The sequence below is a fragment of the Flavobacterium sp. CG_23.5 genome, assembly GCF_017875765.1.
Taxonomy (GTDB): Bacteria; Bacteroidota; Bacteroidia; order Flavobacteriales; family Flavobacteriaceae; genus Flavobacterium.
This window is the reverse complement of the sequence record NZ_JAGGNA010000001.1, coordinates 1,724,808-1,741,232: the sequence shown is the minus strand read 5'-3', so window position 1 is coordinate 1,741,232 and position 16,425 is coordinate 1,724,808. Positions and strand designations below refer to the sequence as shown.

At 33.5% G+C, this 16,425-nt stretch carries 6 protein-coding genes; all 6 read right to left on the bottom strand.

Translation table 11 applies throughout. The features are described from left to right. Positions 1–2: 2 nt before the first annotated feature. A complete protein-coding gene (locus H4V97_RS07465; RefSeq protein WP_209549368.1) occupies positions 3–3,209 on the bottom strand; it encodes a SusC/RagA family TonB-linked outer membrane protein in 3,207 nt (1,068 codons plus the stop codon). Positions 3,210–3,778: 569 nt separating this feature from the next. Then, entirely contained in the window at positions 3,779–5,230 is a 1,452-nt protein-coding gene (locus tag H4V97_RS07460) for a SusD/RagB family nutrient-binding outer membrane lipoprotein (RefSeq protein WP_231385405.1), read from the bottom strand. A 3-nt stretch (positions 5,231–5,233) separates the two neighbouring features. Then, entirely contained in the window at positions 5,234–8,491 is a 3,258-nt protein-coding gene (locus H4V97_RS07455; RefSeq protein WP_209549367.1) for a SusC/RagA family TonB-linked outer membrane protein, read from the bottom strand. A 1,141-nt stretch (positions 8,492–9,632) separates the two neighbouring features. After that, the gene (locus H4V97_RS07450; RefSeq protein WP_196849437.1) at positions 9,633–11,273 is read right to left on the bottom strand and encodes a SusD/RagB family nutrient-binding outer membrane lipoprotein; all 1,641 of its coding nucleotides are present in this window, start codon (positions 11,271–11,273) and stop codon (positions 9,633–9,635) included. A 12-nt stretch (positions 11,274–11,285) separates the two neighbouring features. Next, on the bottom strand, positions 11,286–14,498 hold the full coding sequence (locus H4V97_RS07445) for a SusC/RagA family TonB-linked outer membrane protein (RefSeq protein ID WP_209549366.1): 3,213 nt from the start codon (positions 14,496–14,498) through the stop codon (positions 11,286–11,288). 85 nt (positions 14,499–14,583) lie between these two features. Further along, entirely contained in the window at positions 14,584–16,293 is a 1,710-nt protein-coding gene (locus H4V97_RS07440) for a hypothetical protein (protein ID WP_209549365.1), read from the bottom strand. Positions 16,294–16,425: the final 132 nt, after the last annotated feature.

Sequence of the window (16,425 nt, the reverse complement as noted above, 5' to 3'; positions counted from 1 at the left end):
TTTTAGAATTTTAAATTTACACTAAATATTATAGATTTAGTATTTGGACTGTTGAAATATTGTAATCCTCTACCATTTGATCCTCCCGTAAGATTAGTTTCGGGATCTTGACCAAGTGTTTTATCTTCTGTCCATAACCATAAATTTCTACCTGTTCCCGAAAAAGTCATGCTTTCAAATCCAATTTTTGCTTTTTCAAGTTTTAATACATAAGATAGAGTTAATTCTCTCCATTTTACCCATGAAGCAGATTTAACAAACTGTTCAGCAACTGGTCCAAAACCACCACCAAGTCCAGTATACCATGATTGATCTAGCAGCACATTACCGGCTCCAAAATCTCTAAGATTACCTCTCACAGTTCCTGCAGGAATTAATGAACCAACTGAATTAACTGTAGGTGTCGTTAGGGTTACTTCATTTGCAGTTTCCAATGGTCTACCAAAGTTATTTAAAGCTCCGTTCGTACCATCCCATAGTTGACCGCCAATTGAAGCGTCAAATAAAGTGCTTAATTTAATGTTCTTATAAGATATAGAAGTTCCAATAGCACCTCTCCAATCTGGATTAGGATTTCCTATAACTCCTTCAGCGTTTGCTACAGTTGGGAAGCCATTAGAATCCAATAGCAATGCTCCAGTTGTGTCTCTGTCAAATTTTCCTCCCCAAAGAACACCTAGTGGTTGTCCTAATACTGCACGGGAAGAAGATCCAGTGAATCCATTTAGGAATAAAGATTCGGTGCCTTCTAATTTAGTTACTTTATTAGTGTTTTTACTCCAGTTTCCAAATATATTCCATTTTAGTTCCGAAGAAGAAGAAAGTAGATTAGCATCAAATTCAACTTCTACACCTTTGTTTTGAATAGTAGCAAAATTACCATAAAGACTACTGAAAGTTGAGCTACCGTTTAAAGGAACATCCACTAATAAATCTTTAGTTTCATTGGAGTAATAGGTTCCAGAAAGTTTTATTCTCTTGAAAAATTCTAAATCGACTCCAACCTCAAACTCTGTTTTTATTTCAGGTTTTAAGTTAGGATTTCCCCCTGTTGCTGATCTTTGGAAAGAACCGTTGTAAACTCCTGAATCATATGCGCCACCATACCCTTCAACACCTACGGCCGAATTGAAATATGTTGTTCCAGCATAAGGTCTAGGTATTGAAGCTATTTGTCCAAACGTTAATCTTAATTTACCGTTAGTAAGAACTTCATTTTCGATGTTTTGGGTAAATTTATAAGCAAACTCTGCCGTAGGATAAAAATAGACTTTTAAATTTGGGCTATAAGATGAAGAAGTCTCTAAACGTCCACCCAAAGTCAAGAATAAATAGTCTTTATAATCAAATGCGGTAGAGAAATAAGCTCCGCTTAATTTGGAGTATGTTCGGTCTAAAAAAGTCGTTTTGTCATTGATCAATGCATTGTCGTATGAAAATGAATTATTGTCAAGCAAAAAGTTTTTATAGGTACCACCTCGTTGATCGTAATGAGTTTGAGCAAAATTGACACCAGCTAAATAATTTAGCCCAATATTGTCATTTACTTTTACATCTCCTAATGCCATAATATCAACATTATATTGTTGGAAGTCAGTAACGCTTTCGCTTGCATTACCATTTCCGCCATTTTCTGCAGAATTTTTTGGCCACATAGAAATTCTTTTATCACTATATCCGTCTAAACCAAGTCGGCCTAAAATCGACATCCAGCTAGCTACATCGTGTTTTATTTCAAAACCTGCAATATAGCGATCTATAGTATTTGGGTTTTTCTGAACATTTGTCGTCCATAGTGGGTTGTTGTAACTAGGAGTTAAATCACCTTCAAAAGTTCCAACATCTTGTCGGTATGCTCTTTGACTATTAAAAGAAGGGACGCCGCTTCTAAAATTTGTACCTTTATAATCTCTATTGTCAAAATCAGCAGGAGATCTATAAAGCCCTAAGAAAAGTCCTGCAAGATTAGAACCGGTTTGAACTCTGTTTGAATTTACTGATGAATAACCAAATTTACTTTTAAAACTTGTTTTCTCTCCAATTTTTGATTCAGAAGTGAAATCAATACTTGTTCTTTCATAGGTGGAACCTCTAACAACTCCTTCTTGCTTTGTACTTCCTAAACCAAGATAGAAATTAGTGTTTTCTCCTCCACCACTTATTCCAATATGATTGTCAACGTTTTGTCCGTTACCTATTACTGAATCGTAATTAGAATCATTGAAATTTGCAGTGCTATTCTTTTTCGTAATAGGATAAATAGTGTTTCCGTTATCAGAAACAAAGTACTGACCTGTAGTGTTAAATATGTCTGATCCGCCTATTCTGGTTGAAATTTTATCTCCAAAAGAAGTGGAAGCATTTCTTCGCCATACTCCGTTAGAACCTTGTCCAAAACGATCTTGAAGTTTCATCCTAACATTTACTTTATCAAAAGAAACGCTTGAATTGATATCAACCGATATTTTTCCTTTTTTTCCTTTTTTTGTTGTAATTAATACGACACCATTTGCAGCTCTATAACCCCAAAGTGCAGCTGCAGAGGCACCTTTTAATACTTGAACCGAAGCAATATCATTTGGGTTAATGTCATTCATTCTACTTTGTTGTCCTACTCCGTCTACTGTACTACCAATTTCATCACTCGAAATTGGAATACCATCAATTACAAATAAGGGTTGAGTAGAACCTGTAATAGAGTTTTGACCTCTAATTTGGATGTAGGCTCCAGATCCTGGATCTCCAGAATTCGAAACGATACTCACACTAGATGCTTTGGCAGAAAGTCCTTTTAAAACTGAGGTTTCACCTGAATTAGTTAGAACGTCACCTTTCACTTTAGAAAAAGCGGAAGCATTTTGGTTTTTCTTAACTTCAACTCCAAGTACGTTGATAACAACGCCTTCTAGTTCGATTGAATCATCTTTTAGATTTACATTCAGAGATGTAGAACTAGCAGATGCTTCTTGAGATTTCATTCCAATGTAGGAGAAAATTAGGACTTGACTTGCTGTTGCTTTGATGGAGTATTTTCCATCAAAATCAGTTTGTGTTCCAGATGTAGTTCCTTTCACTAACACACTTACGCCTGGTAAAGGCATACCTGCATTGTCAGAAACAGTTCCTGAAACAGCTCTCTCTTGCGCAAATGTTAATTGCGCCACTAGTACTACAAATAGTACTAAAAATCCATTGAACTTTAGTTTCATTTTCTATTTTTTTTGAATTAGCATAGTAAAAATGCTAATAATTTGTTAATTTTCCTAACATATTATCCTTTATTTTAACTTAGTAGTAATTATTATTGTGATTTTTTTGGGAATATAACTGAAAATAACATTAAAAAGCACAAAAGTTTTTGTTTTGTGATTTTAAAAAAAGTTCAAGTTTTTCGAATTTTTTTTGTAGCCGTTTGTATTGAATAAGTATAGTTTTGGGATTTTACATGGATTGACTGTATGTATAAAGTTGGTCAAAGCTATTTTTTAACGTTTCTCACTCTTCTAATAAGTTTTTGTTTTATGTATTCGCTAAAATAGCATTTGGATCAGCTCATCTTGCAATTTATAAAGTAATTGAACAAGTTTCCAAAAAGGTGGTTTCGTTTTTTAGTTGAATTATTTAAGCGATTGTTGTTAAATAATAATTATTTGAGGCGAGTCATTTTGCAACTATAAAATACCGTTTTAATTGCGTTGGTAATCTTTTGATAGAAAAATAATTGTATAAAAAAACCACCAGCTTTAGGCTGGTGGTTTTGATAAAAATTTCGAAATAATTAGAATTTATCCCAAAAGATTTTTGATGTTAATTTGTCTCCACCAGTAATTTTTGCAGCAGCAGCACTTACGTTAGTTGCGTTTACAGTTGCTTCACCAGCAGGATAAGTTAATCTTGTAGGAACTGATTTTATATCAGCGTAAGTTGTAGCAGGAACCACTAACGCAGGAAAATCTAATCTTCTCCATGTATTCCATGCCTCAAAACCTCTATTATATAAAGCAATCCAAGATTGTTCTCCAATACTTTTTTTCCAAGTTGCAGTTGAAGTTCCATTGTAAGGATTAGCAGCTAAATATACTACTGTCGCAGCTGGGTCAACACCCCAATCATTCATAGAAGCAGTAATTGCGTTATTGTAATGAGTTGCAGCTACACCAGCAGCAGCAATACCTCTTGCCGCAGCTTCAGCTAATAAAAATTCCGTTTCAGAGTTTGTAAGTATAGTCCCTGGGAAAGATGGAGCTAAAAGTGTACTGTTTACTGTAGAGAAATTAGTATAGCTATTAGATGCGCCATAAATACCACCTCTGTATATAGTTGTACCTGGAGCAAATGTGAAATATTTAGCTCTTCTAGGATCTGATAACGTGTTTAATTTGTCAACAAATGTATCAGCGATAACAAAATCTTTTCTACCACTTGCAACTAAATCCACATATAAAGGGTTAGCATTTGGCTGTGCACCTAAATAATTCAAATTAGCGTTGTCACTACTACTTGTTATAAGTCCTGCAGTAATAGCAGCAGTTGCTTGAGTAGAAGCATAAGCAGCATCTACGTCAGCCATATTTATGGCAAGTCTTAATCTAAGAGTATTTGCAAATTTTTTCCATTTTGCAGTATTACCATTATATATAAGATCAGCAGTACCAAAGCTAGATTCTGATGTATTCAATGCAGCTTGTGCTGCGGTTAATCTAGCAATAAGGTCTTTGTAAATGGTTTGCGCATCATCATACTTTGGTAGTGGATGACCTTCGATATCTAAAGCTTCAGAATAAGGTACATCACCAAAACTATCTACTAAAACACTAAAAGTGTAAACACTCATGATTTCAACGATTGCTTTTTTGTTAGCCACAATTGTAGCTTCACTAGCACCAGCAGTAACAACCTTAGTTAGTAAAATATTAGACTCTTTAAAATCTCTAAGAACATCTCTGTAAAGAGTTGTAAAGTGAGTGTCAGGAATAGGTCGTGTAGTCAAATTGTATTGACTTTCATCTGGATAAGTTGTTTCTGTCCATTGCTGAACTAACATTCTGAAAACGTTTCTGTTTACAGAAGAGTTTACCATTTGGTCTACTAAAGTTTTTTGAGCATTTGTAAATAAAAACTCGGGTTTAGCGGATGTTGGATTTTTCGTATCTGTATTTAGTCCGGTTATATCATCAGTACATGATATAGTCAGAGCTAAAAACGAGATTAATAAAACTATTTTTTTCATAATTTAAAATTTAAATGTTACGTTAACACCAACATTTCTTGTTGTTGGTAAAGAACCTACTGAATATCCTGCAGATGAAGCACTAGCACTTAATCCACTTTCTGGGTCAGCGTATGGAAGGTTTTTATCTATTATCCATAAATTTGAACCTACTACGCTAAACTTCATTTCTTGAAGTTTCATTCTTGAAACGAAAGTACTTGGTAAAGAATAAGTAATGTTTACTTCTCTTAACTTAATGAAAGATGCATCGTAAACGAAAGCTTTATTTGGTGCTCTTCTATATCCTGATACGTTACCGTATTGATTTGGAGAAGGCGTTCTTACAGTATTAGGAGCACCGGCAGCGGTAACACCTGGTAAGATTACACCACCACCATTGGCGATTGTATTTCTAATTGGGTTACCCAATTCATTATTACCTGCAGTAACATCATATAAACCAGTAGCTAAACCATAAGATTGGTCAAGAGAGAAAATATCTCCACCTTTTTTCATGTCAATTAAGAATCCAAAAGATATATTTTTATAAGTAAATTTGTTACGGATACCACCTAACCAATCAGGATTTACATCACCAATTACATTATTTGCAGTGGCGTTAATTACGTATCTACCGTTAGCGCCAACTATTCTTTCCCCATTTAAATAAGTAAAATCAGTTCCTTTAAGTACTCCATAAGGTTCTCCTAGTGAAGCATTTAAAGTTACACCACCTTGAAATGAGTTTAATCTTAAGTTTTCAATTCCTGGAGCTAACTTAGTAACTTCATTTTTGTTTTTAGACCAGTTTACAAAAATATCCCATGCGAAATCTTTTGTTTTGAAAGGTGTAACGTTAAGTTGAACCTCAATACCTCTATTTTCTACAGTTGCAGCATTAATATATCTTGCACTGTTACCAGTAGCGGTAGAAAAAGGAACTTGGAAAGCTTCTCCGTTATTTACGTTTTTGTAAGCACTTACTTCAAATCCTACTCTTCTGTTTAAAAATTGCATTTCTAAACCAATTTCTTGAGTGTTAGTTTTAACCGCTTCTAAGTTTGGATTGTTTTTAGTACCAGCAACTGAATATTGTTGATTTGAACCAAAAGGGTCATTCTTAACATAAGTATCTACCAAAGAAAGTCCTGGAGTACCCAATGGGCTTTCAGAATAACCTGCTCTAATCTTACCAAAACTTAACCATGGTTGGTTAATATGGTTAGTGAAAACATAACTTCCAGAAGCAGAGTAACTCCAAATTGCATTTTTTCCAACTGGTAAGCTAGAAAAAGCGTCTCTTCTTGCAGTCGCATCTAAGAAAAAGAAATCTTTAAATCCTAAAGATGCTGAACCGTAGTAACTGTTAACTCCTATGTTAGCTTCTTGCTCTAATGGGAAAGGAACAGTTTGAACAGAATTTGATAAACTGAATAAGTTTGGTACTATAAGTCCACCTTGTGTAGAATTTAAAGTAGAAATAATTCTAGTTCTTACTGCTGTACCTCCAGCAACACCATTAAAACTAATGCTTTCAGAAATGTCTTTTTTGAATGTCAAGATGAAATCATAATTTTGTTCAGAAAAAGATCTTTGGTATTTTTGGTATCCAGAAGTTTCGTCTAATCGGTTTATTCCAAAAAGACCAGCGATAGATCCTGTAGCTCTTCTTTCTTCGCGTAATTCACTATAGGAATCAGTAGATATTTTTGCTGTAGCAGTTAACCAGTCAGCAATTTTATAATCCAATTTAGAATAACCGATAAAACGGTTTCTTTCATCAGATTGGTAATTTTTATATCTGATGAAATACGGGTTATCCCAGTAAATTTGAGTTAAGTCACTTGGATCAGTAAAGTTCCAGTTGATATTTTGTCCACCTGATCTTTCGTAAACTTGTTTCAATTCTTGAACGTCTACGTTTGTTTGCCACCACTGACGGAAATTCGACATGATATTTTCATTATATCCAGTTGAGTTTCTACCTATAGTGCTTTGAGCATTGTAGTTAGCGAAAACACTAGCTGATAATTTATCAGAAAATTTGTGATTAATTTTAGCACTGAAGCTATTTTTCTTCATATCACTGTTTGGAAGAATTCCTGTTTGTTTTGAATTAGTATAATTCAAAACAAAATTTGTAGTGTCATTTCCATCTTCTAACGAAACAGAGTTGTTAAATGAAGTACCTGTTTGAAAGAAAGTTGTTGGATCATTCTTAGCCGCTACCCATGGTGTAGCTTTTCCGAAACTGTCTGACCAAGGTGTAAATGCGTTCCAATTGTACACCATTAATTTTGGATCGAACGCAGCTCCATAAGAAGCATCTTCTGATGTAGGAACAACCAAATCAGGAATACCGTCTCCATTTACATCTCTTTCTAAGAAATATCCAGAAGCATCTTCATAATATGGACCGTATCCAGCTCCATATTTATCTTGATATTTTACAAATGTAGATTTGTCAATAGTGCTTCCAACAAATTCAGAAGAAACTGTTATCCCTAATCCTTTTTTTGCTCTACCTTTTTTAGTTGTAATCATTACAACACCATTACCACCTAAGTAACCATATAATGCAGAAGCTGCTGCTCCTTTTAATATATTTACACTTTCGATGTCTTCAGGATTGATATCCATTGCATTATTACCGTAATCGTAAGTTCCTCCTGCTCCTCCGGTTTGATTTCCTGTACCACCAGTTGCATTAGAGTTGTTGATTGGCATTCCGTCAATAACAATAAGCATCTCATTACTACCAGTTAAACTTTTAACCCCTCTAGATACAATACTAGATGAACCACCAAAGTTGTTGTTTCTTTTGATGTTAACACCTGCTACTTTTCCTGAAAGTTCATTAATGAAATTTCCACTTCCTGCACCTGAATTTAAGTCTTCTGCTTTAACTTCTTGAGTAGCATAACCTAGAGATTTTTTTTCTCTTTTAATTCCTAAAGCTGTTACTACAACTCCTTCAAGTTCTAACGCTCCACTTTCTAATTTCACATTCACAGTTGAAGATGTTGCCATTACTTCGCGAGATTTCATGCCTATGTAGGTAAAAATCAAGACTTGACTTGGTGAAGCTTTGATAGAATATTTTCCGTCAAAATCAGTTTGTGTCCCAGATTTAGTTCCCTTTACTAATACACTCACACCTGGTAAAGGCAATCCTGCATTATCGGAAACAGTTCCTGAAACGGCTCTTTCTTGCGCAAAAGTTAGTTGCGCCACAAGTACTACTAATAGTACTAAGAATCCATTGAACTTTAGTTTCATTTTTAAATATTTTGAATTAGTGCGACAAAAATCTTAATAATTTGTTAACTTTCCTAATAAATGAAACTCTTATTTTACGAGGATGTTGAAATTTAACAGTATCCTTGATTTAATAATTCTAGCTATATAGATATCACAACGGTATTAAATATTTTTAAAATGCTTAATTTTTTTTTAAATTGAAAATCTAGAAATACTTAATTCGCTAATTTATTTTTAATACAAGAGATGTTTTTTATTTGTTAATTTTCTCGATTTTAAGTTTTCCATGGGATATTACGTCCTGCAAATACGCGATTCAAACTGATTATGATTATACGAGATTTGATTGATATAATAGGGACCGATATGGGTTACAGTATTTCACCGAAAGTAGTATTCTAAGAAAATAAGCGAATGTATACAATCCCTTGCAAAAGCATTGGGTAAATATGGGATTATGACCTGTTAAGTCAAAGTGTATTTCTTAGGAAAAATGGAAAAATCAAACCATTTCTAATTGCTCAAAAAACATTAAAACATATGATTTTGAACTTGACCCTAAAGTGAAGCTGTCAAGAAAGTATAATATTAAGTGGGGGAGGGAGTTTTTGCCTTAGTTAAAAAAAATTAATTATTTTTATTATAATAATTAAGCTACCCAAAAAGAGGTGTTAAATTGAAATATTATAACTCAATGTTAGTCTGCTCATTCTTATAAAGTATATATGTGGACAATCATAAGTGTTGTAGCGTTATATATGCGTTTTAGACTGGTAGGTTTATCATTGAAATTGCAGAAGGAATATATGTAAACATAGTGAAGCTAAATCGGCGTATTTTTCAACTGATCAATAAGATAAATTGAAGCTTTAAGTAGATAGTAGTTGGCCTTATAATTTTTCGTGTAACAAACTTTATACTATGAAATTGGAAAGAGAAGATTTTTTTTGTGCAACTTTCCATCCTTTGGTGATACAATTCAACCGTAATTATATGGGAACTTATAAAACAAAACTGCAGCAATGCCTTATTTCCTTTAGATTAAATATTCTGGTTTTGTTTTCTAATAATCCTCGGTAGTTTTTTCAATTTAGACTAGGATTGAAATAAAAAAGGACCGCCATTGCTGGCGGTCCTTTTTCTTGGAATTATTATTATGTTAGTTTCCTAAAGCAGGATCTCCTGATCTCCAGAATGGATTAGAAGGATCTGAATCAGCAAATATTTGTGCTGCTGTTAGCACTGGAACATTTGCTGCATTAGCAATGTACTCAGAAATTGGATAAATTAAACTTCTAGGTTTTCTTTTTTCAGTAGCTGTTGTAGCTAATGGAGTTAAAGGATAACCCGTACGGTTGTAATCAATAAATGATTCAATACCATGAATTCCAGCTAAACCAATCCATTTTTGATACATAATTGCATGTAAATTTTGAGCAAAAGTGTTAGCTACATTAAATCCAAAATTTGGTTTTGTAGCATTTACAGTTGTCAAATAAGTACCTACTGTAGAAGTTAAATATTTAAATGAAGCTTGAACTCCTAAATCAAAGTTTGCAGAGGCTCCTGTAAATAAAGTTGGGTAACGTAACGCAGCTTCAGCTCGCAAGAAATAAGCTTCTTGTAATGTCATTACATAACCATTACTAGATGCATAATCTGAAGTTGCGGAAGCAACAATTGCATTTTCAGGATTTAACAATCCAGTTCCTAGTCTTGCCGGTAAACCAGCGGCACCAGTAGTAGGGAATATATCAACTACATTACTTCCTTGGGTAACCGCTCTTTGATAAGTTTGACCAGCACCATTACCAAAAAGTCTTGTTCTTCTTGGATCCGCAACATTTGGGTAGAATATACCTGAACCAGCAATTATTTCTGGCGCTCCTGTTGTTGTGTAAACTGAGGCAGCATTTAATGCTTTGTATATGTGACCTGACTCCGTTATGAAAGTGCGGTTAGCTAGTGAATTAAGCGCAGAATCAAAGAAGAAAACTCCATAAGTTGGATTCAATTGATCATCATTAGAATCAGAATAACCAGGATTTATAGTAACTGAACTAGATATCAATGAAGCTGAGGCTAATTTAGTTAATCTTGCATTTCTGTAAGTTGCAATAGCACCAGTGTTATTTGACATTCTCAATAACATTCTTAATTCAATAGTATTTGCAAATTGTACCCAACGATTCATGTCACCGTGTAGCATAACATCAAAGCCAGCAATGTCTTCCGATACAGAAGGATCTGATTTTGCAATTAAAGCACGTGCTTCATCTAAACCAGTCAATAACTGACGGTAAATAAATTGATCGTCATTATAAGCTGGAGTTAAGTTTTCAAATCCTTTAAACGCTCCAGTGAAAGGCGCATTACCGTAAAGGTCAACTATGTACTGCATGTAATGAGCTTTCATTATTTTTGCAGCAGCAACTGAATAATTGTACTTTCCAGAAGTATTGGGGTAGTCAATAATTTTTTGAATGTTATTTAGATTCAAATATAGATTATTCCAAATTGGATTGTAAAAAGAGTTGTCAATAGTTAATTGAAATTCTTTACTATAACCTCCTGTGTACGATTGTACATTACTTGCCCACGTGTTCATAAAAACGTTACCTAATTGATTCATCGAAGTAGCTTGTACTCTATACGAACCAACCTGCGATGCGGGCATTAATTTCGCCGGATTTAATTGACTTTCAGACAGACGGTTAGGGTCTGTGTTGACATCTAAATAATCATTGCACGAATACATGACTAAGGCAAGAATCGGCAATATAAATTTTATTTTTTTCATTTTATTTATGTATTAGAATGTTAAGTTTATACTTGCTCCATAAGTTTTAGTTGTAGGATATTGACCAACGTTAGATATACCTAAACCATTTCCTGTAGTGTTTGAAGCTTCAGGATCAGTATATCCTTGGTTTTTAATACCATTACCGTTATTTATGAAAAAGATAAAAGGATCACGTGCGTTAACACCAAATTTGAAAGAAGTAAGTCCAGTGTTTTTCAAAAGTTTAGAAGGTAAATCATATGATAATGATAATTCTTTGATTTTAACAGCAGATGCATCTAAAAGCATAGCTTCTCCAGTTCTGTTATATTGACCTGAAAAATAATCCAAAGCACCTCTGTATGTTCCACCACCATAAGTTGTGTTAAAAGTAGGTGTAGCATTAGTTGTAAATACTCCAGGTGTAGTCTGTTGTACTGAATTTGGAACAATATAACCTGTTTCTCTAGGTTGAGAAGCTGACTCTAAAGTGTATCCTGCGAATGCCATTGTAGCATAGGCTTCAGAATAAATACTGTGTCCTGCGCGGTAATCAGCAACTGCAGTTAATGATAATCCTTTGTAGCTAAATGTGTTAGAAAAACCGATAATGTAATCAGGTGTAGATTTACCTAATTTTTTGAAATCAGTTGTTTTTAATGGTACACCATTAGAATTAACAATAATATGTCCTTGTGGATCTCTTTCGTAAGCAGTACCTTTAATTAAAGGAAATTCTTCTCCTACTTCTGCAAAAACACCAATGAAAGTGTTTGATTGTAAGTTCACGGAGTTTACTCCGTTAGATAATGCTTTAACTACAGTTTTGTAAGAAGAATAGTTAGCTTTTATATTCCAATTAAAGCCATTAGCATTACGGAATGGATTAAGACCTAAATCTATTTCATATCCTTTGTTTTGTAAATCTCCAACATTTTGTAATGAATTAACAAATCCAGAAGGAGTTGAAGCGGTAGCTCTTGTTATTAAGTCACTCGTGTCCGTAATATAATAAGTACCATCAAGTGTAACTCTGTCACCAAAGAAACCTAAATTAACACCGGCTTCTTTTGTAGTATAAAATTCTGGTTTGATATTAGCAGAGGTAGGTGCTTGGTTAAAGCCAAAACCAACTAAATCACCAAAAGGGAAACCAGCAGCTGAAACGCCTGTTGCATTAGTCGCATAAGGGTTAACTGATGTAGTATTTCCTAGTTTAGTAAAACTTGCTGATAACTTCACATAATTTAATACATCACCTTTTAAGTTTTCAAATGCTCTTGTTGGAACAAATGAAACACCTACTGAAGGATAGAAAACTCCATCAGCAACAGTAGAAGATTTGTCGTAACGCGCAGTAGCATTTAAAAACAAATATCCTTTATAATCTAAATCTAAGTTACCAAAACCAGATATACTTCTTCTTCTAGTGATTCCATTTGCTAAAGTAGATGGATTGGATGGACTTAAAACGTTGTTTACATGGTAGTAACCTGGAGTATCTAAATTTGTACCCCCTTGAGTTGAAACTCTTGTAAAGTTGTCTTGCATGTTGTTTCCAACATTAAATTTTAAATTCAAATCTTCAGTAAGATCATAATTAAAATTGAAGATTAAATCACCATAGAATTTTCTCCCAAACGATTGACTTACAAAGTATGAAGATGTTTGTGGTGTTCCTCCCAAAGCTTCATATGAAGAAGCTGTATCACCGAAATCTGAATACGGAGAAAAATCATAGTCTATACCAAGATTGTCAAATCCATCATCGTGAGAGGTTGATTGTGTGTAACGCAATTGTACATTGCTGGTGTAATTAACAGAGATGTTTTTGTTGAATTGATAATTTAAGGCTGCAATACCATTAAATACGTCACTTCCATCATCATTGCGGACTTGTTTTATTACTTGATATGGGTTTCTAGCATAAACAGAGTAGTTACCTTGATGCCCTGAATTTTTAAATTCGGCGATAGGTACATTAGTAGCTGTTTGTAGTAAATCATCAAATAGATCACTGTCAGTTTGTGTAACAGACTGGTTTATGTAATTGATGTTTGCGTCAACTGTGAAATTACCCATTTTTTTACCGCCTTTGAATAAAAAGCTGTTACGTTTCAAACCGTCTCCTTGAACTACGAAGTCAGTAGTTTGTCTGTTTACACTTAATAAAGAATATCCATCTTCATTACCGCCATTGATTGTTATACCGTTTTGTAAAATAGTACCAGTTCTAAAGAAATCCTTAATGTTATCAGAACCTAGTGATTTCCATTCTCTAATGATAAAACGTCCGTCTGCTTGCGGTAATCCAACCGGTACAATAGTTCCAGAGAAAGCAGGATTGTTAAACGCGGGACCCCAGGCTCCATTTTCATAAGGAGAAAATTGAACGCTATTATTTCTTGGATCTGTCGCAGTTGGAAATTTAAAATCGTAGCCATATGCCCACCCTTGTCCGTATTTCGTTTGTCTTTCTGGTAAAAAAGAAACTGTTTGAAAATCTACAGAAGAAGTTAGACTAACGGTCATTTTTGAATTCTGAGTTCCTTTTTTAGTAGTAACAACAATTACTCCATTTGAACCTTGTTCGCCATAAAGTGCAGAACCTTGTTGGCCTTTAATAACATTGACGCTTTCAATAACTTCTGGCGGCAATAGTGCCAAAATAGAAGCAGATGAAATAGCATTGTCGATAACGATTAAAGCTTGATTGCTTCCTGTAAGTGAGCGATTTCCTCTTAATACAATTTTTGTATTAGGGTTAGCGCCATTGCTTGCAGTGTTAATTTGTAATCCCGAAACTTTACCAGCAAGTGCTTGTATAACGTTAGGACTAGAAGCTTGAGTAAGTTCTTTTGCTTTAACTACTTGTTGAGTAGATGTTTGTGCATCTTTTCTCTTTTTAATACCCATTGCTCCAGTAATTAAAACTTCTTCTAATTTTACACTACTGTCTTGCAGTTTAATATTAATAGAATTTGAAGCTCCAACTGTAGCCCTAGACTCAGCCATACCGATGAAAGAGAATATTAAAACCTCTCCCGTTTTTGCTTTGATAGAATACTTTCCGTCAAAATCAGTTTGTACACCCCTTGTTGTTCCTTGAATAAGAACATTAGCACCTGGTAATGGTCCTGTAGCATCGGAAACTACCCCTGTAACAGTTTTCTCTTGTGCAAATGAAAGCTGCATTGTTAACACTACTAATAGCGTAAAAATCCATTTGAATTTTGATCTCATATTAAATTATATTGAATTAGTTATGCGACAAAAATCTTAATAATTTGTTAACTTTCCTAATAAATGAAAAATTTTATTTTTGTGACTAAAATTTTACATTATAACATATGTGAATAATGGTGTTATAAAATTTGAAGTTTTGATTTTTGGTAATCCCGTTAGCTAGCGCTATTTTTAGCCAACCGTTTTTCGTTTGTAAGCCTAATCCTGCGCCAATGCTGAATAAATTCTCTTTTTGCTTTTTTTCGTTTGTAATGGTTTTATCTGTATACATACCGTAATCTAGGATCGAGTGAATGTATAAACTAGGAGACAGTGTATGTCTGTACTCTGTTAATACTGATGATAAAAAATTGGCTTGCAGGCTATTTTCATCAAATCCTCTTATGGAATTTAAGCCTCCGAAACGAAATAGTTCGTTTAATATGTAATTTTCGCTATGCAAATAATAATTTTGAGTCGTTATGTTGATGTTGTTATTTTGGTTTATAGGAAAATTATGCATGGCTTGAAAACTGATATAAAACTGTGTGTTTGTGTCAAGTAAATTGGATGAGTTGTTTCGATTTCTTTTTCCTAGTCCAACGCCTAGGGAAAAAGTTGACTTTTTGTTAAAAGTTAAGCTGTTATTATCAGTTTTTGAATAAGCAAAATTTGAAGTTAAAAATGAATTGTTGTAATCACCTAACAATTGGGTTTTGGTATTTTGAATGTCACTTGATTCGGTAGATTCATAGCCTAAATAAAATCTGGAATTATAATTAATGTAATATCCCAAATCAATTGCTGTTTTTGTATTTTGATAGGTGCTGTCTTGTTTAAAAATATTGATAAGTGCTTTCAGTGCAATTGGCGTTTTGAATATATAGGGAAGTTCAAGATTGGCTCTAAAGGTTTTTTGTTTGTTGCCGTCGCTTTTCCAGTAGATAGAAAATTGTTCTCCAGTGTGTAACGTATTTTCTAAGGTGACATCCAAATATCCGGTAAAAGCTATTTTCTTATTTTCATTGTTTGAAAAACCAATAAATCCATCAAAAGCGTTTGATTTTTTTTTCTCAAGATATACGTAGACCTTAGTAGTGTCTTGGGAAAATAAAATTTCAGGATATTTTATTTGAGTTACAAATCCAAAGTTATCAAAATCATCATGAATTTGTTTTAAGATTTCTTGGTTGAAAGTTTTATCGTGGTATTTTTTGTTGATTTGTTCTAAATGTCCTTTTGGGAAATTGATTTTGTTTTCATTTTCAGAAGTTTTAATTACAATAGCGTTTAAGGTTCTCTGTTTGTTTGTTTCTAAAATCAAATCTGCAAAAAGTATTGTTTTTATATTTCGAATGTTATTGAGTTTTATATTTGCTAAAGAAAATCCTTTTTGTTCTAATTGGCGGATTGTATTATTCAAAAAATCTTCCGTTTCGTTGTATGGAATCACGATTGTGTCTGATTTTGTGTTAGTTGTAATTAATTTTTTTAATTCTGTATTTGTACCTATATATATATGTATAAATTTCACTCGTTTTCCTAAACTAATTTTTGCAGTATAGCTGGAGTCTTTAGTATTTATATTGTCAAGTATTTTGTTTTCGATATATCCTATTTTCGATAGTTTTTCAGATACTCGATTGATTTCGTCTTGCAAGAGCTTTAGGTTTGTTTGTGTAGAAGTGTACTGTAAAGAGTCTATTGTTTTTGTTTCAGAATCAGAAGTTCCTATGATATTTAATTTAAAATTTTGCGCAGAACAAGTCAGACCAAAATTAAAAAGCACAAAAAAAATAGCAAGATGTTTCAAATGAAAATATGTTTTAATAAAAGTAATGCAAATATCTATTGTTTGTAGTAAAAATCAAACTGTAAAATAATCTTGTTGAAAATTAATGGTTTAAGGTTTGTAGAGTAAAAAATATTTTCTACATTTGCAACC